At 62.7% G+C, this 25007-nt stretch carries 22 protein-coding genes; 10 read left to right on the top strand and 12 right to left on the bottom strand.

Translation table 11 applies throughout. The annotated features are described in order from the left end of the window. Positions 1-22 precede the first annotated feature (22 nt). The 3 genes from LH365_RS05965 to LH365_RS05955 form a co-directional block, all read right to left on the bottom strand. Complete coding sequence (locus tag LH365_RS05965; RefSeq protein WP_226745254.1) at positions 23-688, bottom strand: response regulator transcription factor; 666 nt, start codon at positions 686-688, stop codon at positions 23-25. Between the two features lie 340 nt (positions 689-1028). Further along, the gene (locus LH365_RS05960; RefSeq protein ID WP_226745253.1) at positions 1029-1478 is read right to left on the bottom strand and encodes a glycine zipper 2TM domain-containing protein; all 450 of its coding nucleotides are present in this window, start codon (positions 1476-1478) and stop codon (positions 1029-1031) included. Positions 1479-1677: 199 nt separating this feature from the next. Beyond that, positions 1678-2118: a glycine zipper 2TM domain-containing protein gene (locus LH365_RS05955; protein WP_226745252.1), complete on the bottom strand. Its 441-nt coding sequence runs from the start codon at positions 2116-2118 to the stop codon at positions 1678-1680. Positions 2119-2394: 276 nt separating this feature from the next. On the opposite strand from LH365_RS05955, the gene LH365_RS05950 reads away from it, so the two are divergent. After that, complete coding sequence (locus LH365_RS05950; RefSeq protein ID WP_226745251.1) at positions 2395-4620, top strand: TonB-dependent receptor; 2226 nt, start codon at positions 2395-2397, stop codon at positions 4618-4620. Positions 4621-4953: 333 nt separating this feature from the next. Here LH365_RS05950 and LH365_RS05945 read toward each other — a convergent pair whose 3' ends face one another. After that, the gene (locus LH365_RS05945) at positions 4954-5373 is read right to left on the bottom strand and encodes a RidA family protein (RefSeq protein ID WP_226745250.1); all 420 of its coding nucleotides are present in this window, start codon (positions 5371-5373) and stop codon (positions 4954-4956) included. Positions 5374-5479: 106 nt separating this feature from the next. After that, a complete protein-coding gene (locus LH365_RS05940) occupies positions 5480-7462 on the bottom strand; it encodes an OPT family oligopeptide transporter (RefSeq protein WP_226745249.1) in 1983 nt (660 codons plus the stop codon). A 397-nt stretch (positions 7463-7859) separates the two neighbouring features. On the opposite strand from LH365_RS05940, the gene LH365_RS05935 reads away from it, so the two are divergent. After that, on the top strand, positions 7860-10790 hold the full coding sequence (locus LH365_RS05935) for a TonB-dependent receptor (protein ID WP_226745248.1): 2931 nt from the start codon (positions 7860-7862) through the stop codon (positions 10788-10790). A gap of 125 nt (positions 10791-10915) precedes the next feature. On the opposite strand, the gene LH365_RS05930 is transcribed toward LH365_RS05935, so the two are convergent. The 5 genes from LH365_RS05930 to LH365_RS05910 form a co-directional block, all read right to left on the bottom strand. Beyond that, the gene (locus LH365_RS05930) at positions 10916-11239 is read right to left on the bottom strand and encodes a hypothetical protein (protein WP_226745247.1); all 324 of its coding nucleotides are present in this window, start codon (positions 11237-11239) and stop codon (positions 10916-10918) included. Between the two features lie 134 nt (positions 11240-11373). Further along, entirely contained in the window at positions 11374-12858 is a 1485-nt protein-coding gene (gene gatA / locus LH365_RS05925; protein WP_226745246.1) for an Asp-tRNA(Asn)/Glu-tRNA(Gln) amidotransferase subunit GatA, read from the bottom strand. Between the two features lie 2 nt (positions 12859-12860). Further along, entirely contained in the window at positions 12861-13148 is a 288-nt protein-coding gene (gatC, locus tag LH365_RS05920; protein WP_107877043.1) for an Asp-tRNA(Asn)/Glu-tRNA(Gln) amidotransferase subunit GatC, read from the bottom strand. A 137-nt stretch (positions 13149-13285) separates the two neighbouring features. After that, a complete protein-coding gene (locus tag LH365_RS05915) occupies positions 13286-13651 on the bottom strand; it encodes a UrcA family protein (protein WP_226745245.1) in 366 nt (121 codons plus the stop codon). Positions 13652-13704: 53 nt separating this feature from the next. Continuing rightward, positions 13705-14058, bottom strand: a complete 354-nt coding sequence (locus LH365_RS05910) for a UrcA family protein (protein ID WP_226745244.1) — start codon at positions 14056-14058, stop codon at positions 13705-13707. Positions 14059-14269: 211 nt separating this feature from the next. On the opposite strand from LH365_RS05910, the gene ruvX reads away from it, so the two are divergent. The 7 genes from ruvX to dprA all read left to right on the top strand — a co-directional run bounded on the left by ruvX (position 14270) and on the right by dprA (position 21409). Then, complete coding sequence (gene ruvX, locus LH365_RS05905; protein WP_226745243.1) at positions 14270-14773, top strand: Holliday junction resolvase RuvX; 504 nt, start codon at positions 14270-14272, stop codon at positions 14771-14773. A 98-nt stretch (positions 14774-14871) separates the two neighbouring features. Beyond that, positions 14872-15816, top strand: a complete 945-nt coding sequence (locus LH365_RS05900; RefSeq protein ID WP_226745242.1) for an AEC family transporter — start codon at positions 14872-14874, stop codon at positions 15814-15816. 134 nt (positions 15817-15950) lie between these two features. Then, positions 15951-16997 carry an NAD(P)-dependent alcohol dehydrogenase gene (locus LH365_RS05895; RefSeq protein WP_226745241.1) on the top strand — a complete coding sequence of 349 codons (1047 nt, stop codon included), beginning with the start codon at positions 15951-15953 and terminating at the stop codon, positions 16995-16997. A gap of 91 nt (positions 16998-17088) precedes the next feature. Further along, on the top strand, positions 17089-18084 hold the full coding sequence (locus LH365_RS05890) for an aspartate carbamoyltransferase catalytic subunit (RefSeq protein ID WP_226745240.1): 996 nt from the start codon (positions 17089-17091) through the stop codon (positions 18082-18084). A 217-nt stretch (positions 18085-18301) separates the two neighbouring features. Continuing rightward, entirely contained in the window at positions 18302-19597 is a 1296-nt protein-coding gene (gene pyrC / locus LH365_RS05885; RefSeq protein ID WP_226745239.1) for a dihydroorotase, read from the top strand. A gap of 14 nt (positions 19598-19611) precedes the next feature. Then, positions 19612-20259, top strand: a complete 648-nt coding sequence (gene plsY, locus LH365_RS05880) for a glycerol-3-phosphate 1-O-acyltransferase PlsY (RefSeq protein WP_226745238.1) — start codon at positions 19612-19614, stop codon at positions 20257-20259. Between the two features lie 49 nt (positions 20260-20308). Further along, positions 20309-21409, top strand: coding sequence for a DNA-processing protein DprA (gene dprA, locus LH365_RS05875; protein WP_226745237.1), 1101 nt, complete (start codon positions 20309-20311; stop codon positions 21407-21409). Positions 21410-21424: 15 nt separating this feature from the next. Here dprA and LH365_RS05870 read toward each other — a convergent pair whose 3' ends face one another. Together LH365_RS05870 and LH365_RS05865 are read right to left on the bottom strand one after the other, a co-directional pair. Next, positions 21425-21808 carry a hypothetical protein gene (locus LH365_RS05870; protein WP_226745236.1) on the bottom strand — a complete coding sequence of 128 codons (384 nt, stop codon included), beginning with the start codon at positions 21806-21808 and terminating at the stop codon, positions 21425-21427. 49 nt (positions 21809-21857) lie between these two features. Further along, complete coding sequence (locus LH365_RS05865) at positions 21858-22043, bottom strand: hypothetical protein (RefSeq protein WP_226745235.1); 186 nt, start codon at positions 22041-22043, stop codon at positions 21858-21860. Between the two features lie 189 nt (positions 22044-22232). On the opposite strand from LH365_RS05865, the gene topA reads away from it, so the two are divergent. Beyond that, the gene (topA, locus tag LH365_RS05860; RefSeq protein WP_226745234.1) at positions 22233-24851 is read left to right on the top strand and encodes a type I DNA topoisomerase; all 2619 of its coding nucleotides are present in this window, start codon (positions 22233-22235) and stop codon (positions 24849-24851) included. Positions 24852-25007 lie beyond the last annotated feature (156 nt).

Raw genomic sequence — 25007 nt, 5'->3', positions numbered from 1 at the left:
TCACAAGCGAGGGTTTACAGGATTACAGGCGGATCAGACCGCTGCGCACCGCCTCGAACACGGCTTCGGAGCGAGAATTGACCGCCAGCTTGCGGTAGATGGCTTTGACGTGCGTGCCGACCGTGTGGTGCGAGATGTCGAGGACGTTGGCCGCCTCCTTGTAGCTGAGGCCCTTGGCCAGCAGCGACAGAAGCTCGATCTCGCGCGGCGTGATGCCGGGCGCGTCTTCGGCCAGTTCCGGACCGGCGGCCTGAGCCAGAGACGCGTCCTTGCGGATATGGCGCAGCAGATAGGCCGCCACCGGGGCCGAAATGGGCGAACCGCCATTCAGGGTGTGGCGGATGCTGCCTATCAGTTCGGTTTCGGCGCTGTCCTTCAGCACGTAGCCGTCGGCCCCGGCGGTCAGGGCCGAAATGACCGAGGTCTCGTCGCCGAACACCGTCAGGATGAGGATGCGTGTGGGCAGGTCGCGCAGACGCGCCGCTTTGATGATCTCCAGCCCGCTGCCGTCGCTGAGCCCCAGGTCGAGCACGATCAGGTCAGGCGCGGTATCGAGCAGGATCAGGCCGTCGGCGACGCTGCCCGCCTCGCCCGTCAGCACCATGTCGGGCGTCGCCTCGATCAGGGTGGCGATATGGCGACGAACGAAGGGATCGTCTTCGATAAGAACCAGACGGGATTCTGACATGGAAACGGAAGGCCCCTGCGGCTTTCTGAAGGTCTTGTATCGGATGTAACATGACCCTTTGCGCCCCACAATCGGGGTCACCGGTTTATGGGAGGCCTCCCATATCGACGGTATAGGCCACACGACCTCTTCATGCTTGACTGCCTCACCGTGAGGTCTCCGGAAGGGACGTCATGGCGCGGTCATATTCTGATCGCGTTCGGGTTATTCTCGTTTCAATTTGCCCCTTATTCTTTTTCGGGCCGGTGGTGACACCGGCCCTATTTTTTTTGTTCCAGCCGCCAAACAGGAACGCCCGGTGCGAACACCGGGCGTTGGAAGACAACTTTAATTGCGGGCCTTAGCGGCGGCGTGGGTGCCATTCCACAACACGACCGTTACGGTGCGTGTAGTAGGTGTCGTAGTACGGGCGCTGGCTGTAATAGGCCACGGCGTAACCTTTCGGGGCCGCCGGCGGCGCGTATTCACGACGGTCGAAAACATAATACTGATTGTTCAGGCACTGCTCGACCTTGTTTTCCTTCACTTCTTCGCCGACCTGATTGCCGATGGCGCCGCCGATCACCGCGCCCAGCACGGTGCCTTCGGTCTTGTTACCCTTACCAGCGACCACATTGCCGAGCACGCCACCGGCCACAGCGCCGATCACGGTGCCCTTGGTCTTGGTGTTCTGTTGTTTGTGGTAGCAGAAGCCGTCATAGCGCTGGGCCGAGGCCGGAGCCGCCGCCATCCCGAGGGCCAGAGAGGCGGCCAGACCACCGATGATCATCTTTGCGGAAATACGGGTCATGAAAAAACTCCTTTGCATGAGGTGTTGAGCCCAACCTAACACCCACCGCCTGAACCGGGACTGAACGGAGGTGTTCAGGTCTGTTCAAAAAACTTCCCGGAATATCGAACAGAGCTGTGACCCAATTGCGTCAAAAGACAATAGGGATGTAAAAAACCCGGCGCAAAACACCGGGTTTTTCATTTAACGGATAGTCGTTTTAGCGGCGATAGCGCTGGTCTTCGCCGTCGCGCTTGACCCAGTAAGAGCTGTAATAGGGCCGATCGCTGAAATAGGCCACGCGGTAACCGTCGGGCGGCGACGGGGGCTCGTAATAGCCGCGATCGTAGATGTAATAACGGCTGTTCAGGCAGTTGGCCGACGCCGTTTCCTTTTCCTTGTTCTTCTTGGCGACCTGATTGCCGATCACGCCGCCGACCACGGCACCGAGAATCGTCCCTTCGGTCTTGTTGCCCTTGCCCGCCACGACGTTGCCCAGCACGCCGCCGGCGGCCGCGCCGATCACCGTGCCCTTGGTGCGGGCCGAGGAGCCCTTCTGATAGCACCAGCCGTCGTAGCTTTGGGCCGCCGCGGGCATGGCCAGGGCCAGAGCCGCCGCGCCCGTCAGGGCGACACAGCTTATCTTGAACGTTTTCTTCATGTTACACCTCACTTTCCGATCGGGACAATGCCCCGCCCGGACTAAGGTTTCGATGCCCGGTCGGCGGAGACCGATATGAAAGCGGCTAACGAAAAGTTGACGTTACGGCATGGCGAAAAAGCCATAGTCTCGATCAATGTTACGCAAGCGTCACGGGTCCGTTGCAAAAGCGACATGCTGTGTTAGCGTTTGATGCAGATCGACTCCGGGGGCACATCGGGCGACAGGGAACGAAGCGCGACGGAGGGGGCAATATAATTTGCTCCGAGGACCGTCATGCACCAATCTAAATCGCGCGCACCGCGCCATCTAGCCGCCCACCTGGGTGGCGTCTCTCTTCTTGCACTCTGCGCCCTGGCCGGTACGGCTCAGGCCGCCGATGCCCCTGCGGTAGAAAATACCGCTGTCACCGAAGTCGTCGTCACCGCCTCCCGCCGTCTCGAAAAGGCGATGGACGTGCCCGTCGCCGTCACTTCCCTGTCGGGCACCAAGCTCGACGTCATCAATTCTTCCGGCCTCGACATCCGCGTCCTGGCCTCGCGCACGCCGTCGCTGAACGTCGAATCGTCCTTTGGCCGCACCTTCCCGCGCTTCTATATCCGCGGCCTCGGCAATACGGACTTCGATCCCAATGCCGCCCAGCCCGTTTCGGTCGTCTATGACGATGTGGCGCTGGAAAACCCGATGCTGAAGTCCTTCCCGATCTTCGACCTGGCCAATGTCGAAGTCCTGCGCGGCCCGCAAGGCACGCTGTTCGGCCGCAACACGCCGTCGGGCGTGGTCAAGCTGTCGTCGGCCAAACCCTCGGAGGTCTTCGGCGGCTATTACAGCGTCGCCGCCGGCAATCTGGGCACCGTGAACGCCGAAGGGGCCGTCACCGGCGCGCTGGGCGGCAACTGGTCGGGCCGTCTGTCGGGTATTATTCAGCGCCGCAACGACTGGGTCGAAAACCTCTATGACGGCGAAAAGCTGGAAGGCTACGAAGACCGCGCGGTGCGCGGCCAGCTCCTGTACAAGGGCAACAAGCTCGAAGCCCTGATCAGCGCCCATGCCCGCTATCTCGACGGCACGCCGCGCCTCTTCCGCGCCAGCGCCATCAAGCCGGGCACCAATGAGTTCAACGACGGCTTCGACATCGAAAAAGTCATGCTGGACGGCCCGATCATCAGCCAGAAACTCAAGGCGCGCGGTGCCAATCTGAAGCTCAGCTACACCTTCGAAGGCCTCGGCACCCTGCACTCGATCACCGCCTACGAATGGGCGGAGACCGAAAGCTCCGGCGATATCGACGGCGGCGTCTCGACCATCGTCGCGCCGACCCTCTACGGCACCTTCTTCCCCGTCGGCACCGGCGGCACCACCACGCCGGAAGAATGGTCGCAGGAACTGCGTTTCGAGACCGAGCAGTTCGGTCAATGGCGCGGTCAGGTCGGCCTCTACTATTTCGACCAGACCCTGAAGTATAACGAACTCGACTATATCAATAATGGCGACGTCCGACACAAGAACTACGGCTCCAGCTTCGCCGTCTTCGGTTCGGCGGAATATAAGGCCACCGACGCCCTGACCCTGCGCGCCGGCCTGCGCTACACTTCGGACAAAAAGAAGGATCTGGTCTGGGGCCGCGCCGTCTTCCCCGGCGTCACCCTGCCCGTCTCGACCAAGGTCGACGGTGACAACGTCTCCGGCGACATCAGCGCCACCTATGTCATCACGCCGAACCTGAACTGGTACGCGCGCCTCGCCACCGGCTATCTCGCCCCGGCGATTCAGGACCGCGTCAATTTCGGCGGCGCGCCGACCACCGCCGGCGAACAGACGACGACCTCGGGCGAAACCGGCTTCAAGGGTGTCGCCTTCGATCGCAAGGTGCGCTTCGACATCGGCGCCTACTACTTCAAGACCAAGGACCTTCAGATCACCGCCGTCGGCGGCGCGGTCAATACGGCCAAGCTGATCAATGCCGAGGAAGCCGTGGGTTACGGTCTGGAAACCGATGTCTCGGTCCGACCGACCGATAATCTGATGCTGACCGCCAGCGCCAGCTACAACCACACCGAAATTCAGGATGCGGTCACCGCCGTGGCCACCTGCGGTTCGGGCCTGTGCACCCCGCTGGACCGCACCTATGTGTCGGGCGGCACGCGCTACGCCTATATCGACGGCAACCCCCTGCCCCAGGCCCCGGAATGGGTGGCCAATGTCACCGCCCAGTACGTCTGGCCGCAGCCGTCGGGGGCGAAGTTCTTCGTCTATGGCGACGTGGCCTATCGCTCGGAAATCAACTTCTTCCTCTATGAAGCGACCGAGTTTACCGGCAAGGCCTTTGTGCAGACCGGCCTGCGCGGCGGCTACGTGACCAAGGACGGCATGGAAATTGCCGCCTATGTGCGCAATCTCGGCGACGAAATCGTCTCGGAAAGCGGCATCGACTTCAATAACCTGACCGTCATGGTGTCCGAACCGCGCACCTTCGGCATCGGGATCAAGAAGTCGTTCTAGAGCGCAATCCGATAAAGTGGCACAACTTTTCGGAAAAATTGCGCGACCACTCAAAAACTTAGAGCGAGATGATGTTTCCACTATAAATCATCTCGCTTTAAGCATTTGACGCTTAAATGGAAAAGGCCGGCGTTCGCGCCGGCCTTTTTTAGTTTTCCACAGATGGCCACAGATGAACACAGATAGTCCGCGCCATTTGCTGTCTAAACCGTGTGTGAATTGACGATCAGGGACGCACCTCTGGCGCGTCGTTCAAACCCTTTTCTCGCGCGTCGCCACTGATAAGGAACATCTGTGGCCATCTGTGGGGAATCCTAAGCCTCCCCCAAAACCTTATCCGCCGTGCGGCACAAAGGCCTGAAACTCCAGTTCAACCTCTGCGCCACAGGCCAGATCGCTGACCCCGAAGGCCGTGCGCACCGGCAGGCGCGTCGGGTGAAAATATGGCTTGTACAGGCGGTTGAAGGCGCTCCAGTTGGCCATGTCCTTCATCATCACGGTCGTTTTGAAGACGTGCTCCAGCCCCAGCCCGTAACGCCGCAGTATGGCCTGCGAATTGGCCATGATCTGGCGCACCTGCGGCTCGAAACCGTCGACCAGACGCCCCTGCCCATCGAGGCCGATCATGGCCGACAGGTAAAGGACGCCACCGACCTGAACCGCCTCGGAAAAGGGCGACCGCGGATGCGGGTGCATGTAATAGGTTACGCCATCGGCATGGATGGGCTTTACGGGAATATCCGGCAGGCTCATAGACTATACTCCTGAAATGTTGAGGAGATTTTGGCCCAGCCTGCCCCCCTGTGGCAAGGGCCGTGCACGCGCTTTTGATGCGCCCGCACGGCTCTTTTACTTGAGGCTAGATCCGCTTCGCCGCGCCCGCGCACCAGCGATAGAGCCCGACCACGCCCGATACGGCCAGCACCAGCGCAACGATCATCGCCGTCTCTTCGCCATAGGGGATAGGCAGAACGGCCAGCGGCGCTTTCGAGCCGGTGAAGGTGATGACCCCCGCCAGCACGACCTTGAACAGGCTTTCGCCGACAATGAAGCCCGAAGCGATCAGCACGCCCAGACGCGAGGCGGGTTCGGCCCACGGCTTGCCGCTGACCAGTTTTTCGAACAACCAGCCGCCGAACGCGCCGACCACCACCGGAGCGGTGACAGCCGACGGCAGGTAGATGGCCAGCCCGACGCCCAGCGGCGGCAGGCTGTATCTGTCGTTCGACACCTTGCGCAGAATCATGTCGAAGGCCACCAGACCCGCGCCGATCAGCGCACCGGCCCCCAGCAGGTTCCACGGCAGGCTGCCGCCGATGGCGCCCTTGGCCAGGGTCGAGATCAGAGTGGCCTGCGGCGCGCCCAGCGGCTCGCCCGTGATGCCGCGATAGTTGGGATCGCCCGCGAAGCCGAAGGCGTTGTTGAGCAGGTTGAGCACCAGCGGAATGACCACGGCGCCGGCGATGACGCCGATCACCAGCGCCACCTGCTGTTTCCACGGCGTCGCGCCGACCAGTTGCCCGGTCTTGAGGTCCTGCAGGTTGTCATTGCCGACGACGGCCACGGCCAGAACGAAGGTGGTCGCGAACAGGGCAAAGGCCGTCAGGGCCTGCGCCGCGTCCGGGCCGGTGACGCTGTGGCCGACCGCACCGATCAAGAGGGCCGCGCCCAGCACGCTGAGGATGCCGACGCCCGACACCGGCGAATTGGACGAACCGATCAGGCCGGCCATATAGCCGCACACGGCCGCCGCCAGCAGGCCGGCAATGGCAAGATAGAGCACGCCCAGCGCCACCAGAGGCAGGCTCAGGCTGGCGATGGCTGTGCCATCGAGGAAGGCCGCCATCAGGAAACCCGCCGGCACCAGCAGCAGGATCGAGATCAACCCAACCAGAGCGATGGGCAGATCCTGCTCCTCGCGCGGCAGGTCGCCGCCGCCCGACTTGCGGCGACGGTTGGCTTCCAGCGCCGACATCAGGCCCGACCACACAGGCCCCAGCAGCTTGCCGATGGTCCAGATAGCCGCCGCCCCGATGGCCCCGGCCCCCAGATAACGCACCTGGGTCGACCAGATGGCCCCGGCATGATCCGCGGCGCTGGCGTCCGGCATCGGCGTCAGCGAGGTCAGGATGGGCACGGCGATGCCCCAAGCGATGCCGAGCCCGGTCAGCATGGCGATGCCAACCGTAATCCCCATCAGGTGACCCGCGCCGATCAGGGCCAGCGAGCTTTCACCGGCGATACCGGTGGCCCCGACCTTGCCGCCGACATTGATCTTGAAAAAGGCCGCCAGTTCACCGGCCAGCGCCTTGGCCGCCGCCAGCGCCGAATAGGCAGCTGAGGCGAGGCTGCCCAGAACGACCGCCATCAGGCCCGCCTTGCCTTCCTGAGCGCCTTCGCGGGTATTGGTCCCGACCTTGAGCACTTCGGCGGCGGCGACGCCTTCCGGATAGGGCAGCGGCGAGTTGGACACCAGCGCCCGGCGCAGCGGGATGGTGTACATCACCCCCAGAATGCCGCCGATGGCGCAGGCCGCGAAGGTGATGAAGAAAGGTACGTCGCGCCACCAGCCGATGATGATCAGGCCGGGCAGGACGAAGATGACCGAGGCCAGCGTCCCCGCCGCTGACGCAATGGTCTGAACGATGTTGTTTTCCTGAATCGTCGCCGACTTGAAGGCGCTCAGCAACGCCATCGAAATGACCGCGGCCGGTATCGAGGTGGCGAAGGTCAGGCCGACCTGTAACCCCAGATAGACCTGCGCCGCCGTGAAGATCAGCGTGATGACGATGCCGAGCAGTATACCCCGCAGGGTAATTTCAGTTTGGGGCTTGGGCGACATAGGCACTCCGGAAGCAGGACGCAAAGACCGTATCTTGCGCAACTGCCTGCGTCTGACAACCGATTTCTTATTCTTGTGCTTTGCGCCTCTGTTGCAGAAACGTCGCAATTGATCAGGTTCGATCACAAAGGGACCGCAAATCACCTGAATTGTGATCATTCCGGGTCATTAGTCGTACTTTTTGACATTGCGGACATATAAAAACATCGTAATCTTGAATCGCGCCGAACCAAATCGGCCAGCTTCGCGCATCACTGATGAGCGGAGCCTATAAAAAGTCGGACCGGGAAGGTCAACTCAGACACAAAACAGGATGACGCTCCGTCTTTGGCGGGACGTTTAGTAAAGAGGAAAACAAATGCATCCCTCCATTCCGTCGCCTCACAAGGCGGCTCTCTTGCGCACGTCTGCGCTCATCGCCGCGACGCTGCTGGTGGCCGCGCCGGCTTTTGCGCAGGACGCTGCACCCGCTCCGGCGGCGCAGGACGAAATCGAAACCGTCACCGTGACGGGTTTCCGCAGCTCGCTCAAAAGCGCGCTGAACGTCAAGAAGAACAGCGCCGCCACGATCGACTCGATTCTGGCCGAAGACGTGGGCAAGTTCCCCGACTCCAACCTCGCCGAATCGATGCAGCGCATCCCCGGCGTCACCCTGTCGCGCGGCGACGGCGGTGAAGGCCGCAACATCTCGGTGCGGGGCCTTGGGCCGCAATATACGCGCGTGCGCCTGAACGGCATGGAAGGGGCGGCCCAGTCCGGCTCGGCCGACATCTACGGCGCGGGCAACAACGGCCGCAGCTTCGACTTCAACATCTTCCCGTCGGAAATCTTCTCGTCGCTGGCCGCGCGCAAGACTGCCTCGGCGGACGTCGAGGAAGGCTCACTGGGCGCCACGGTCGATCTGCGCGCCCCCAAGCCCTTCGATTACAGCAAGTCGGAAGTGTTCAGCTTCTCGGCCAAGGGCACCTATAACGAACTGGCCAAAAAGACCGATCCGCGCCTGACGCTTCTGGCCTCCAAGAAGTTCGGCGACGGCACTTTCGGCATCCTCGGCACCCTGACCTATCAGGAAAAGCACACGCGCGAAGTCGGTTATTCGGCGGTGGACATCCTGTCGGCCAATACCAATGGCCTGAATGTCGGCGGCACCGTGCACCCCTTCTGTACGCCGATCGGTTACGCGACCACCAGCCCGTCGCCCACCGATCAGGCCGCAAAGGGGGCAACGGCGGCCAACTGCTCGACCAACAATCCGCGCACCTCGACGCTGGCCGCCTATAATGCGGTCGCCAATCTGCGCCGCGCCGACCTGCCGAACACGCCGGGTTCGGGCGCCTTCCTGCCGCGCATCCCGCGCTACGTCAATTCGGAACAGGACACCGAGCGTCTGGGCGGCAGCCTGACCTTCCAGTGGCGTCCCGACGCCGATACCGACGTCTCGCTGGACGTTCTGTATTCAAAGTACGACGTCGAACGCCGCGACAACTACATCGCCGGCCTGTCGCTGGCGCGTAACGTCGGCAATAACGGTCAGCCGATGACCTCGGTCAAGGACATGCAGTTCAAATCCAACGGCTCGCTGCTTTACGGGCTGTTCGACGGCATGGACGTGCGCTCTGAAGGTCTGGTCGACGTCTTTACCTCCGAGTTCACGCAGGTGAACCTGAACGCGCGTCACCGCGTCAACGACCGCTTCGAAGTCACCGGTTTCGTGGGCAAGTCGACCTCGAACTGGGAAGGTCCGATGCGCCTGCAAACCTTCATCGACGCCATCGATGTCGACAATTTCTCGATCGACTATCGCGGCGGCGACACGACACCGGTCATCAATTTCGGCTTCGACGTCTCCAATCCGGCCAACTTCACCTACGCGCCGGGTCAGGCCGACGGCACGGTGCTGGGCGGTTTCTCGGTGCAGGGCAAGCCGCAGTGGAACTCCACCGACATCACCACGGTCAATCTGGACGGCAAGTACGACGTGACGCCGGAAATCACCGTGAAGTTCGGCGTGCAATACCGCGAGAATGACTTCAACTCCCATATCCTCAGCCTGATCCCCAGCCAGGTCGCCGTCACCGCGCTTCCGACCGGCGTGACTCTGGCCAGCCTGACCAAGCAGATCACGGGCGTCGACGATCTGTGGGGCCACGGCGCGCCGTCGAGCTGGGTCGCCATCGACTCGGCCAAGTGGCGCGAAGCGTTTAAGTTCGACTCGTTCCAGTACTGCGGCGTCGAATGCGGCGCGGCCAGGTCGCAGATCCGCGAAACGGTCAAGTCGAGCTACATCATGGCCGAATTCAACTCGGACACCTGGCTGCCGGTTCCGGTGCGCGGCGATATCGGCGTGCGTTCGGTCTACACCAAACAGTTCGCCGTCGGCTACATCGCGGCCACAGCGCCCGCCGGGTCTCAGTACCCGACGCGCGGCGTGCGTAACGAGGTCGAACGCGAATATCACGACCTCCTGCCCTCGGCGAACGTCGTGTTCGAGCTGACGCCGGAACTGCTGGCGCGCTTCTCGGCCGCCAAGGTGATGACCCGTCCGGAACTGGGCAACCTGACCCCGTCCAGCGGCGTGACCTTCACCACCCGCACCGGCACGATCAACAATCCGTATCTCGACCCGATCCGCGCCAGCACCTTCGATGCGTCGCTGGAATGGTACTTCCGTCCGGGCTCGCTGGCCTCGATCAGCTACTTCCATAAGGACATCAAGACCTTCATCCAGCGCATCAACGAGACGGTCCCGTACAACCAGTTGGGCCTGCCGCTCGAACTGCTGGTCGGCAACGCCAGCGGCGCTTCGGCAACCGACCTGTTCAACGTCGCGCGCTTCGCCAATACGGATGGCGGCCCGCTGAAGGGCGTCGAACTGAACCTGCAGGCGGACCTCGACTTCCTGCCGGGCCTGTGGAGCCACTTCGGCGTGCTGGCCAACTACACGCACATCACGTCCGAGATCAATTACATCCTCAGCCCGACGACTTCGACGACCAACGACCTGACCAATCTGTCGCGGGAATCGGCGTCGGGAACGCTCTACTGGGAAAACGACCGGTTCAGCTTCCGTACGACCGGCTCCTATCGCGGCAAGTATATCCGCGGCATCCCGGCTTCAGCGGGCAGCGATCTGCAAGGCAATGACGACACCTTCTACGTCGACGCCTCGGCCTCCTATCAGGTCACGGACAAGCTGAGGCTCTCGGTCGAGGCCCAGAACCTCACCGACGAGCAGAACCGCCTGTATATCGACTCGAACCGTCAGGACACGCTGTTCGAAACCCGGATCGGCCGCACGGTCACCTTCGGCCTGACCTACAAGTACTAGGCGTATCGCCGGCGCAGCTCAGGCTGCGCCGGTCTTCTTTTTCAGAGGCGCGAACGCTCCGGACGCGTCACGACTGCCGCCTGCATCAATAGGATGCAGGCTCTTTTTTTGAGGATTTCAACGGATCAGCCGCTTTTCGACACGTCCTTCAGTTCGGCCTCAAGCGCGGCGGCCTGTCCGGCGTCGCGCACCTTGCCGTCATCGAATATCTTGCCGATGATGTGGCGGTATTCCTTGTACTGCCGCAGTTCATAGGCGGCGGCCATCTTCTCGGCCCACGAGGTGTCGTCGCGCCCCAGATGCCGCAGCACGCTCTGGAAGCGCAGATAGCGCTCATGGCGGTTGCGCTCGGCGGCCTGTTCGCCCAGCCAGATCACCGCCCAGGCGATCACGATCAACGGCAGCACCAGAAGTCCCCACCCGATCATGTCCTGAACCGTCACCAGCATGTGCGCCTCGTTTTATGGTTAAAAAGTCACCATACGCGCAAGGCCTGCGCAGCCCAACCCCTTGCCCCTGAAAGACGAACAAAAAAGCCTCCGGGAGCAATCCCGGAGGCTTTTCATTGGCTGTGCGAAGCGGCTTACCACCACTGCGCCGGCTTGTGCGTAAAGCCCGCGGCCTTTTCCAGCACCGAACCGACCGCGAGAGTCGTGCCTTCGTCCAGCGCCTTGCCGATGACCTGAAGCCCCAGCGGCAGGCCCTTGGAATCGAGGCCTGCCGGCACCGACATGCCGGGCAGACCGGCCAGGTTGGTGGTCACCGTAAAGACGTCGTTGAGGTACATCTGCACCGGATCGGCGGCCTTTTCGGTATCGCCCAACTGGAAGGCGGCGGATGGCGTGGCGGGCGTCAGGATGACGTCGCAGCTATTCCACGCATTGACGAAGTCCTCGGCGATGCGGCGGCGCACCTTCAAAGCCTTGACGTAGTAAGCGTCGTAGAAACCGGCCGACAGCACGTAGGTGCCGATCATGATGCGGCGCTTGACCTCGGCACCGAAACCTTCCGAGCGCGACAGCTCGTAGGTGTCGGTCAGGCCGGTCGCCGCCTCGGTGCGGTGGCCGAAGCGCATGCCGTCATAGCGGGCGAGGTTCGACGAGGCTTCCGCCGGCGCGACGATATAGTAGCACGGCAGAGCATATTTGGTGTTGGGCAGCGAGATGCGGACGATCTCGGCCCCGGCGTCCTTCAGCCACTGGATGCCCTGCTCCCACAGGGCGTCGATTTCCGCCGGGATGCCGTCGAGGCGGTATTCGTCGGGGATGCCGATGCGCAGGCCCTTGACCGACTTGCCCACAAAGCTGGAGAAGTCCGGCAGCGGCTGGGTCAGGCTGGTCGAGTCCTTGGCGTCGTGCGAGCACATGGATTGCAGCATGATCGCCGCGTCTTCGACCGTCTTGGTGATCGGACCGGCCTGATCGAGCGACGAGGCAAAGGCCACCATGCCGTAGCGCGAGGCGCGGCCATAGGTCGGCTTGATACCTACGGTGCCGGTAAAGGCGGCCGGCTGACGGATCGAGCCGCCAGTGTCCGAGGCCGTGGCGGCCAGACACAGGTCGGCGGCGACGGCCGAAGCCGAACCGCCCGACGACCCGCCGGGAGTCAGGGGCGCGTTGGAGGCGTTCGACTTCCACGGATTGGTCACTGGCCCCCAATGCGAGGTCTCGTTAGACGAGCCCATGGCGAATTCGTCCATGTTCAGCTTGCCCAGCATGACCGCACCGTCGTCCCACAGATTCTGGGTGACGGTCGATTCATAGGGCGGCACGAAGGTGTCGAGGATGCCCGAACAGGCCGTGGTACGCACACCCCTGGTGCAGAACAGGTCCTTGATGCCCAGCGGCGCGCCTTCCAGCGCCCGGCCCTCGCCGGCCTTGAGGCGGCGGTCGGACTCGCCGGCCATTTCGCGCGCCTTGTCAAAGGTGGTCAGCACATAGGCGTTGAGCGCCGGATTGGCCTTTTCGATGGCGCCGATAAAGGCTTCGGTCAGTTCGGTCGAGGAATATTGCTTCGCCTTCAGGCCGTCGAGCGCGCCCTTAAGCGTCAGTCGGGTCAGTTCGCTCATGACTATTCCACCACCTTCGGGACGATGAAGAAGCCGTCGATGGTCTTGGGCGCATTCGACACAACGTCGGCGACCTTATCGCCGTCGCTCACCACGTCCTCGCGCAGCGGCTGGGTCATTTCCACGCAGGAGGTCATCGGCTGGACGTCCGACACGTCGACCTCGTTGAGCTGCTCGATCCAGCCCAGAATGCCGTTCAACTGCCCGGCGAGGCTTTCCAGACGTTCATCGCTTTCGCGCAGGCGCGACAGGCTCGCCACCTTGCGCACGGTTGCCACATCGATGGCCATGCGGAGACTCCTATATCTATGGAGTCCCGGTTAGCGAGGGCGGACACAAATGGCAAGAGGTACAGCTATTTAAAACGCGAAAACGGCGCGCCGTGGGAGGACGGCGCGCCGCTGCAGGGGACGATTAGCGATGCGGTTTAACGCTGCGTCGTCACCCGGTTCGTATTGTCGGCATAGATCGGCACACCGGCCGTCTTACCTTCATGATAGGCGATCAGTTCCGGCAAGTTCGACGCGCGTACCGCCTCGTCCAGCGCGGCGGCGGCGCAGGCGCGATCCGAAGCCCTGGCCTGCAGATCTCGAGTCAAGCCGGAGTCGCAAGCGCGACGGGCAGCGCTTTTTAGGCGGGTATAGGCCGACTTCATCTCAGCCGGACTTGTGTAAACGGACGGCACCCTGATCACTTCACGGGTGGCTTCGCCCCGCTCAAGCGCCGAAGCCGGCGACACGGCGATCAGGGAAACGGACATAACGGCCACAAGGGCGGACAGCTTTACCAACACGGCTTCTTCTCCAGTAGATAATTAAGTAAAAGATACGATTACTATTGTTACGATTACTGACCGCGCTCGGCCGTCAGTTTCTCTTCGCGAGGATCCCGACGTGCCCGATCCTCGGATTGCGCTGCGCGCAGCCCTGGGTGTCCGACCTGATAAACCGCTTCCTGCAGGGCGATCCGTTCGCATTGGCGATCGGTGATGACAAAGGCGTGCGGCGAATTAAACCCTTCTGCACAAACCTCATGGGCGGCCGTCTTCAACTGATCCAGCACCGCTTTTGCCTGCGCCGGATCGTTGAGATCAACCGCTGTGAGACGTACCGTCTTTTGCCGCGGAGCCTCTTCGGCCATCGCCGCACCGGCGATAACCAACGCTGCACCGGCCACACCTATGGAAAAAAACTTGTTCATTTTGTTAATTCCGTTGCTTTGCATGAACAATCAAATGCTCCAATCGGAAGTAAAAATCCAGAATTTTATTATTAAATAAGAGCAATACATTAACTTGTGTTCATTTATTACATAACCGTAATTCATCCCTCTGTCACAGACAGGACCTCACCCCACACCAAGCTGTCGTTTCCGATTGACTCCCAAGGGTTCCCGCGTCAAACCGCGCCGCATGGCCATACTTGACATCACCGAACTGAAAGCCGCCCTGCCGCCGCGCCGCGCTCTGATCGGGCTGGATCTCGGAGAAAAAACGATCGGCGTGGCCGTCAGCGACATCTCCTTAAGCATCGCTTCGCCGCTGGAGCTGATCAAAAAGAGCAAGTTCACGCTGGAGGCCGAACGCCTGCTGCGCCTGATGAAGCAACGCGAAGCCTCGGGCCTGGTCATCGGCCTGCCGGTCAATATGGACGGCACCGAAGGCCCGCGCTGTCAGTCGGTGCGCGCCTTCGCCCGCAACCTGCTGCGCCTGCCCGCCGAGAAATTCACCGCCGCCGACCTCGATCCCGACCTGCCCATAGCGTTCTGGGACGAGCGCTGGTCATCCTCAGTGATGAACCGCTTTCTGATCGAAGAGGCCGATCTGACGCGCGCCAAACGCGCCGAGGTTATCGACCGCTCCGCCGCCGCCTACATCCTTCAGGGCGCGCTCGACCGCATCCGCAGCGCCCAATGAGGCCCTCGCGCACGCCAAAGGGCCCCGGAGGGCCCCGGCGAACGGTCGCCGCCCTCCCGGAGCCCGTCGCGCAGCGTGATGGGCGTGAGGGATAAAAAATGAGCATCGAAGTCTTTATCAACGGCATCCTGCCGGTGTTTCTGCTGATCGCGCTGGGCTTCGGGCTTAAGGTCTCCGGCTTCCTGCCGCCGTCCGTCTGGGGGCCGATCGAACGCATCGCCGTCTATGTCTTCTATCCGGGCTTTCTGATCCCGGCCATCTGGCACGCCGACCTGTCGGGCCTCAGTGCCGGGCCGATCAGTCTGGCCGTCAGCAGTTCGCTCGGCCTGTCCATCCTGATCGCCTTGGCGCTGAAACCGGCGCTGCGCCTGTCCGGTCCCACCTATACCAGCGTCTTTCAGGGCCTGATCCGTTTCAATTCGTTTGTCTTCCTGCCCATTGCCACCTCCATCTTCGGCGCCGAAGCCGTAGGCCTGGCCGCCGTGGCCATGAGCGCCCTGATCCCGCTCAGCAATATGGCCTCGATACTGGTGCTGGCCCGCTGGGGGCAGCCCGAGGGCGAAGATACGGTCGATCGCAGCTTCCGCGGCGTCATGGCGCGGCTGTTCACCAACCCGATCTTCCTGTCGTGCCTGATCGGGCTGGCGCTGAATGCCCTGCGTGTGCCGTCGGTGCCGTTTATCGAAAAAGACCTTAAGATGCTGGGCGATGCCGCCATTCCCACCGGTCTTATTCTGGCCGGCGCCGGGCTGAACTTCGCCTATATCCGCAGCCAGCCGGTTCTGGTGGTGGCCACCTCGGCCTTCAAGGTTCTGATCGTGCCGCTGATAAGCTGGGGCCTGTGCCGGCTGTTCGGCGGCGATGCCCTGGCGCAGGGCGTGGCGCTGTGCTGCGGCGCGGCCCCTTGCGCCGCGGTCGCCTATGTGCAGGCGCGCCATATGGGCGGTGACGCCCCGCTGATGGCCGGAATCGTGGCGCTCACCACTTCACTGAGCCTGATCAGCCTGCCGCTGCTCCTGTGGCTCTATCATCTGCTGACGTAAGATTACGCACAGCTACGGACTGGCAAGGCCCCGGCACGCTTCCTATATCCGATCCGTTCGCCCGCCTCAGCCGCGCCAGTTAAATAGCGCCTTTTTTTGCGGCCCGAACGCTCCCGATTTTGCAAGGATTTCCCATGACGCTCGCCAAAGCCTATGCCGCGCCTTCGCCCAAGGCCCCGCTCGAACCCTTTACCTTTGAACGCCGCGCCCCCAACGAAGACGATGTGGTCATCGACATCCTCTATTCGGGCGTCTGCCATTCCGACATCCATCAGGTGCGCGACGAATGGTTCCCCGGCATCTATCCGCAGGTGCCCGGCCATGAAATCATCGGCCGCGTGCGTCAGGTCGGCACGAAAGTCACCAAATTCAAGGAAGGCGATACGGTCGGCGTCGGCTGCTTCGTCGATTCCTGCCGCCTGTGTCAGACGCGCGACGAAGACCGCGAACAATATATGCCGGGCCTGGTGCAGACCTATAATGACCGCGACGCCGACGGTCAGCCGACCTATGGCGGCTATTCCGACCATATTGTGGTCAAGGAAGGCTATGTGCTGCGCGTGCCGGACCACCTGCCCAAGGACGCCGCCGCGCCGCTTCTGTGCGCCGGGATCACCCTGTGGTCGCCGCTGAAGCACTGGAACGCCGGTCCGGGCAAAAAGGTCGCCATTATCGGTCTGGGCGGGCTTGGCCATATGGGCGTCAAGCTGGCCCACGCGCTGGGGGCCGAAGTCACCGTGCTCAGCCAGTCTCTGGCCAAGAAGGACGACGCCCTGCGTCTGGGGGCCGATCATTACTACCCCACCAATGACGCGGAAACCTTCAAGACTCTGGCGGGCACCTTCGACCTGATCATCAATACGGTGTCGGCCCCGATCGACTGGAACGCCTATCTGGGCCTGCTCAAGGTCGATGGCACCATGGTGCTGGTCGGCGTGCCGGACAACCCCGTCCCCGTTCACGCCTTCTCGCTCATCCCCGGCCGCAAGACCCTGGCCGGGTCGATGATCGGCTCTATCAAGGAAACGCAGGAAATGCTCGACTTCTGCGGCGAACACAACATCGTCTCGGATATCGAACTGATCGACATTCAGGACATCAACGAAGCCTATGAGCGCGTCATCAAGTCCGACGTGCGCTACCGCTTCGTCATCGACATCGCGTCGCTGAACAAGGCGTAAGGGGCTTTGCGCATCGCCGTCGTCTGACTACGGTCGGTCGGCGGCGATTGCCCCTTCCCTCCCCTTGAGTCGTGGGGTATAGCCGCCCTTTATGACGCGCATTGCCCCCCAAGATCCGCAGGTGTTGCTGGAGATGATCCAGTCGCGCCTCTTTCCGTTCCCCAAACGGCATTTCAACGCCGCTCAGGACCTTGATCCGCCCGACATTCTGGCCCTGCTCGATCTGGCCGATGTGTTCGTGGAACTGAACCGGCGCACCAATAAAAAGCTCGATCTGCTCAAGGGGCGCACGCAGGTCAATCTGTTCTTCGAGAACTCGACGCGCACCATGTCGTCTTTCGAGCTGGCGGGCAAGCGTCTGGGGGCCGATACGGTCAATATGAACCCGCGCACCTCCAGCGTCGCCAAGGGCGAGACCCTGATCGACACGGCGGTGACGCTCAACGCCATGAAGCCCGACCTGCTGGTCGTGCGCCATTCGGCGTCCGGCGCGGCGCAGCTTCTGGGGCAGAAGGTCGGGTGCAGCGTCGTCAATGCCGGCGACGGTCAACACCAGCACCCCACCCAGGCCCTGCTCGACATGTTGTCGATCCGTCGCGCCTTCGGCCATGTCGACAGCCTGACCGTGGCCATCTGCGGCGATGTGGCCCACAGCCGCGTGGCGCGTTCCAACGTCATCCTGCTCAATGCCATGGGGGCCAATGTGCGCCTCGTCGGACCGCCGACCCTGATCCCCGGCGATGCCGATGAATGGGGTGTGGAGGTCTATCACGACATGAAGGCCGGGATTACCGGGGCCAATGTGGTGATGATGCTGCGCCTTCAGCTAGAACGCATGGACGGGGCCTTCATCCCGTCGACCCGCGAATATTTCCGCTATTTCGGTCTGGACCGCGAAAAGCTGGCCGTCGCCGCGCCGGACGTGCGCGTCATGCACCCCGGCCCGATGAACCGCGGCGTCGAAATCGACTCCGAAGTGGCCGACGATCTGTCGATCTCGCTTATCCAAGATCAGGTGGAGATGGGCGTCGCCGCCCGCATGGCCGTGCTGGCCAGCCTTGCCGCGCGTCTGGAGACCGACCGATGAGCCCCTTTCATTCCTCCCCAGCTTGCTGGGGAGGGGGACAGCCCGACGCGCAAAGCGCCAGATGCGGTGGTGGGGTATCTTCCCTACTCACCACCTTCCCTGCCGAATTAAGTGAAGCAAGAACCCCCACCACCACATCTCACCTGCCTGAAGGCAGGCTCGTGCGGTCCCCCTCCCCGACAAGTCGGGGAGGTATGAAAAACGAGGGCGTCAGAATATGAAACAAAGTCAGCCGATAGCCCTGGTCAATGCCCGCCTGATCGATCCGGCCAGCGACTATGACGGTCTGGGCAGCCTGATCCTCACCGAAGGCGTCATCGCCGAAGTGCTGCACACCGCGCACCTGCCGTCGGGCTCCGCCGACATGAAGGTCATCGACTGCGACGGCAAGGTGGTCTGCCCCGGCCTGATCGACCTGCGCGTCAAGACCGGCGAACCGGGGGCCGAGCCCAAGGAAACGCTCAAATCCGCCAGCCGCGCCGCTGCCGCCGGGGGCGTGACCTCGATGGTGGTTCAGCCCGACACCGACCCGGTGATCGACGAGCCGGCCATGGTCGATTTCATCCTGCGCCGCGCCCGCGATATCGAGCTGGTCCACGTCTATCCCGCCGGAGCCGCCACCAAGGGCCATAACGGCAAGCAGATGGCCGAAATCGGCCTGATGAGCGAATCCGGCGCCGTCTATTTCACCGATGTCGAAAACCCGATCATAAATTCCAAGGTGCTGGCCCGCGTCCTGTCCTACGCCAACGGCTTCAACGCCCTGATCGCCCACCGCCCCAAGGAGCCGTGGCTGTCGGACGGGGCCGTGGCCACCTCCGGCGAAATGGCCGCGCGCATGGGCCTGTCCGGCGTGTCGGCGCTGGCTGAGCGCATCGCGCTGGAGCGCGATCTGGCTCTGGTCGAGCTGACCGGCGCGCGCCTGCTGGTCGATCAGATCACCACCGCCGGGTCGATCAAGGCCATCGCTCAGGCCAAGGCGAAAGGGCTCGACGTCTACGCCTCAACCTCGATCAACCATCTGGTGTTCAACGAGATCGACATCGGCGACTACCGCACCTTCTACCGCCTCGACCCGCCGCTGCGTTCCGAAGACGACCGCACGGCGCTGGTCGAGGCGCTGGCCGACGGCCTGATCGATGTGGTGGTGTCGAACCACACGCCCCTGCCTGCCGAAGACAAACGCCGTCCGTTCTCCGAAGCCGAGCCGGGCGCCATCGGGCTTCAGACCCTGCTGGCGGCCCTGATCGGCCTGCACCACGACCGCGACATTCCGCTGATCGACCTGCTGCGCACCGTGACCATCAATCCGGCGCAACTGATCGGTCTGGAGGCCGGACGACTGGCTCCGGGTGCGCCTGCAGACCTGATTGTGGTCGATATCGACGCCCCCTTCGCCTTGCGCGAAAGCGACATCCTGTCGAAATCGAAGAACTCCCCCTTTGAAAACCGCACATTACAGGGCAAGGTGGAACTGACGCTGGTGGACGGTCGAATCGTCTATCAGGCCTGATTGAAAGCCCCGCAATGCCTCTGCCCGACTGGACCATCTTTGCCTTTGCCGTGATCGGCGGCTACCTGCTGGGGTCGATCCCGTTCGGTGTCGTGCTGACCCGGCTGGCCGGCATCGATATCCGCAGCGTCGGGTCGGGCAATATCGGCGCGACCAATGTGCTAAGAACCGGACGCAAGGATCTGGCCCTGCTCACCTTTCTGGGCGACACAGGCAAGGGCGCTATGGCCGTGGGGCTGGCCTATGCCCTGCTGCTGAGCGTCGATCAGGAAACCCGCCGCACCGGCATGGCGCTGGCCGGCGGCGCGGCGTTTCTGGGACACTTGTTCCCGGTGTGGCTGAAGTTCAAGGGCGGCAAGGGCGTGGCGACCTTCCTCGGCACCCTGTTCGCCGCCGCCTGGCCCATGGGTTTGCTGGCCGGGGCGACGTGGCTTCTCACCGCCTTTATCTTCCGCATCTCGTCGCTGTCGGCGCTGGTCGCCGCCGCCCTGATCGCGCCGCTGGGCCTGCTGTTCGATCAGCCGCACGCCTTCGTGGTCATGGCCCTGTTCATGGCCGTGCTGATCTATGTCCGCCACCGCGACAATATCCGCCGCCTGCTCAAGGGCGAGGAGCCCAGGATCGGCAAGAAAAAGCCCGCCGAACCGGCGGTCGATCTCTGACATGGCCGACTGGGGGGAAGGCGCACATTTCGGACGATTTCCCGCCTGTATGAGCGATGGGGAACGCTTTGCCCGGCTCAGACTGGCGCGCACCAGCCGCATTGGCCCGGTCCATTTCCACCAGTTGATCCTGCGCTTCGGCAGCGCCGTAAAGGCCGTCGAAAACCTGCCCCTGATCGCCAGACGCGCCGGGGGCGGCATCGTCGCGGCCCCCGCCGAAGCCGTCGAGGCGGAGATCGCGCGTGGCCACAAGGTGGGCGCGCGACTGGTGGTGCTGGGCGACGCCGACTACCCGAAACTGCTGGCGGAAATCCCTGCCGCGCCGCCGGTCCTGTGGATGTGGGGCGAACAGACCATCCTGCCCGAACGCGCCATCGCCATTGTCGGCGCGCGCAATGCCTCCGCCGCCGGGCAGCGCATCGCGCACAATCTGGCCAGAGAACTGGGGGAAGCGGGCTTTTTCGTCGTCTCCGGTCTGGCGCGCGGCATAGATACGCAGGCCCATACGGGCAGCCTCAAGACCGGTACGGCGGCGGTGCTCGGTGGCGGGGTGGACGACATCTATCCGCCCGACAATACCGACCTCTATCACGCGATCCGCACTTACGGCGTGCTGATCTCCGAAAGCCCTGTGGGTTACCGCGCCCGCGCCGGAGACTTCCCGCGCCGCAACCGCGTCATCAGCGGCCTGACGCGGGGCACCGTGGTTGTCGAGGCCGAGCTGAAATCGGGCTCGCTGATCACCGCGCGGCTGGCCAACGAGCAGGGCCGCGAGGTCTTCGCCGTGCCGGGGTCGCCGCTCGATCCGCGCTGCCGCGGCACCAACGACCTGATCCGTCAGGGCGCAACCCTGTGCGAGGGCGTTGACGATATATTGCGCACGCTGGACGCCCAGATGACCCTGTTCGAGCGCCCGGTGCCCGCCGTCCCGTTGCATGCTGTCAGCGCGTTTGACGACGGGGACCTCGATGAGGCCATCGACTCCCTGCGCGACCGGCTTCTCAGCCTGATCAGTCCGGTCCCCACCCCACGCGAAGACCTGCTGCGCCTCAGCGGGGCACCGGCGCATGTCGGTCTCGCGGCGCTGGGGGAACTGGAAATCGCCGGCCTGATCGTCACGACCTCCGACGGCCAATATATCAGAAGCTAAATCCAGCTCGCCTTGTCACAGGCCATGGCAATCCGCCGCAAGCGCTTGTTTCGACGGCAGGTAAATGATGTCGATAAAAGAGCACCCGCCGTCCATAACACCGGGAAACTTTGCGTAGTCTGCCACAATATGCACGCCCGGTTTCCATTTATGCCCCGGACGCAGCCTTGCGTAAAACCCGTATACGATGCCCTTTTCCTGAGCATAGTAGCGTCCATAGGCCGCCTTGGGCTCGGCTTGCTCCGGCATGACGACATGCGACTCGATATAGTTGACAGCCGCCTTCATTTCGCCCTCCGACAAGGCCGGCCCTTCGAAAGCACTGAGAGGCAGGCTTTGTTGCGCGCCCGCCTCAACGGACATGAGGCACAATAACCCTGCCAGAATAACAGACCGCATAGCCTTCCCTCCCCTATTGGAGGGCCACTATATGCTCATAATGTGAAGGCTACAAAGCGTTCGCCTTGTCATAGGCCTGCCTCAGGCAATCGCTCAGCGGCGCGCACTGGGCCCGTTCGGCCAGCACCGACAGTTCCTTCGTCATCTCACGGATGTAGTCGATTACCTCGGCGCGCTGCGCCGCATCGATGATGTCGTCTTGCGTGTCAGGTAAGGACGGAACAGGTTCGCGCATCGGTATCCCCATAGTATCGCATCGCGGTTAATGATAGCCATTTTTAACTTTAGGTTGCAATAACGAATTCTCCCGAGCGTAATTGAAATTCGCCTCCGCGTTGACAGGCTGGCCGCACAAGCCCATGTTGGCGGGAATTTTACGACGCCGCTTATTGCTATTGTCCGTTTTCCTCCTATTAAAGACCTCATGAACCTCGTCATCGTCGAAAGCCCGGCCAAGGCCAAAACCATCAACAAATACCTGGGTAAGGACTATACCGTGCTGGCCTCCTACGGCCACGTGCGCGACCTGCCTTCCAAGGACGGCTCGGTTAAACCCGACGAAGACTTCGCCATGAGCTGGGAAGTGGACGCCAAGGCCAGCAAGCGCCTGAGCGACATCGCCGAAGCCGCGAAGAAGTCCGACCGCGTCATTCTGGCCACCGACCCGGATCGCGAAGGCGAAGCCATTTCGTGGCACGTACTCGAAGTTCTCAATAAAAAGAAGGTGCTGAAGGAAAAGGTCGTTCAGCGCGTCACCTTCAACGCCATCACCAAGGCTTCGGTTCAGGAAGCCATGGCGGCCCCGCGTCAGATCGACATGGAGCTGGTCGAAGCCTATCTGGCCCGCCGCGCACTCGATTACCTCGTGGGCTTCACCCTGTCGCCCGTCCTGTGGCGCAAGCTGCCCGGCGCGCGTTCCGCCGGTCGTGTGCAGTCCGTCGCGCTCAAGATCATCGTCGATCGCGAGCTTGAGATCGAGAAGTTCAAGTCCGAGGAATACTGGACCGTCGATGCCGAGGTGTCGGCCAACTCGCCGCCCTTCACCGCGCGCCTGAACATCCTCAACGGCAAGAAGCTGGCCAAGTTCGACCTCAACGACGCCGAAAAGGCCGAAGCCGCGCGCAAGGCCATCTCGCTGTCGAAGTTCGCCGTCGAATCGGTCGAGCAAAAGCCCGGCAAGCGCACCCCGCCCCCGCCCTTCACCACCTCGACCCTGCAACAGGAAGCCGCGCGCAAGCTCGGCTTCTCGGCCCAGCGCACCATGCAGACGGCGCAAAAGCTGTACGAAGGCGTCGATATTGGCGGCGAAACGACCGGCCTGATCACCTACATGCGAACCGACGGCGTCTTCATCGATCCGGCGGCGATCAACGAAATCCGCAGCGTTATCGGCGAGCGCTTCGGCAGCGCCTACGTGCCCTCCGAGCCGCGCCATTACAAGGTCAAGGCCAAGAACGCGCAGGAAGCCCACGAAGCCATCCGCCCGACCTCGCTCTATCGCCGCCCGGAAACCCTACGCCTTGAGGGCGATCAGGCGCGCCTGTACGAACTGATCTGGAAGCGGACCATGGCCGCCCAGATGGAGGCCGCCCGCGTCGAAAAGACCACGATCGACCTCTTAAATCAGGACAAGTCGATCGGCCTGCGCGCCACGGGTCAGGTCATCACCTTCGACGGCTACCTGGCCCTCTACGAAGAAGGCAAGGACGACGAGACGGACGAGGACGGCGGCCGCCTGCCGCAACTGCGCACCGGCACGCTGGTCGACGTCCACGACATCAAGCCGGCCCAGCACTTCACCGAGCCGCCACCCCGCTATTCCGAAGCCTCGCTGGTCAAGCGCATGGAAGAACTGGGCATCGGTCGCCCCTCGACCTACGCCTCGATCCTCACCGTGCTGCGCGACCGCGATTACGTGCGCATGGACAAGAACCGCTTCATCCCGGAAGACAAGGGCCGTCTGGTCACCGCCTTCCTCGATCAGTTCTTCTCGCGCTACGTGCAGTACGACTTCACCGCCGACCTCGAAGAAAAGCTCGATCTCGTCTCAGCGGGCGATCTCAACTGGAAGGCCCTGCTGCGCGAATTCTGGCAGGACTTCCATGCCAAGGCCGGGGAAATCAGCGAATTCCGCGTGTCCGAAGTGCTGGATCGTCTCAATGACGCGCTGGGGCCGCACATCTTCCCGGACAAGGGCGACGGCTCAAACCCGCGCGCCTGCCCGACCTGCGGCACCGGTCAACTGAGCCTGAAGACCTCGCGCTTCGGAGCCTTTGTCGGCTGCTCCAACTATCCGGAATGCAAGTACACGCGCCCCGTCGGCAACCCGGAGAACGCCTCGGAAGACGCCGGCGCTTCGGGCGACCGCGAACTGGGCAATGATCCGGACACCGGCAAGGTGGTGTCGCTGAAGATCGGGCGTTTCGGCCCATACGTGCAACTGGGCGAAGCTGAGTTCAAGGACGACAAGCCCAAGCGTTCTTCCTTGCCCAAGGCCTGGCCGCCCGCGTCGATTGATCTCGACCGCGCGCTGAAGCTGTTGTCCCTGCCGCGCAAGGTCGGCGACCACCCCGAAGACGGCAAGCCGATCACCGCCGCTCTGGGCCGTTTCGGGCCGTTCATCGAACACGAAAAGACCTACGCCAACCTGCCCAGCTTCGACGACATCTTCGACGTCGGCATCAACCGCGCCGTGGTCCTGCTGGCCGAAAAGCGCGCCAATGCCAAGGGCAAGGCCTCGTCCGTCGCGCCGCTGAAAGAGCTTGGGGCGCACCCTGAGTCCGGCGACCCGATTCAGGTCATGGCCGGTCGCTACGGCCCTTACGTCAAATGCGGCAAGGTCAACGCCACCATCCCCAAGGACACCCCGCCCGAAGACGTCACGCTCGAACAGGCGCTGGCGCTCATCGAAGCCAAGGGCGGCGTGAAAAAGGCCGGTGCGAAAAAGGCCCCGGCCAAGAAGGCGGCCGCAGCGAAAAAGCCCGCAGCGAAAAAAGCGACCACGGCTAAGAAGGCTCCGGCAAAGACTAAGACGGAAGCTTAAGCACTCCCCTCCTCCCTGTGCCGGAGGCATGGGGAGGTGGCGGCGAATGCAATGAGCCGACGGAGGGGGATGCCTCCGACCGCGGCCTCAAACCCTCGCCCTGATTATTGAAGTGCAAGGTGTGTCACAACTGGCCACTAAGCGTTTAGCAAAGAT

The sequence above is a fragment of the Asticcacaulis sp. AND118 genome (genome assembly GCF_020535245.1).
Classification (GTDB): Bacteria; Pseudomonadota; Alphaproteobacteria; order Caulobacterales; family Caulobacteraceae; genus Asticcacaulis.
Note: the sequence above shows the minus strand (reverse complement) of the source record. Positions and strands in the feature narration are given on the sequence as shown.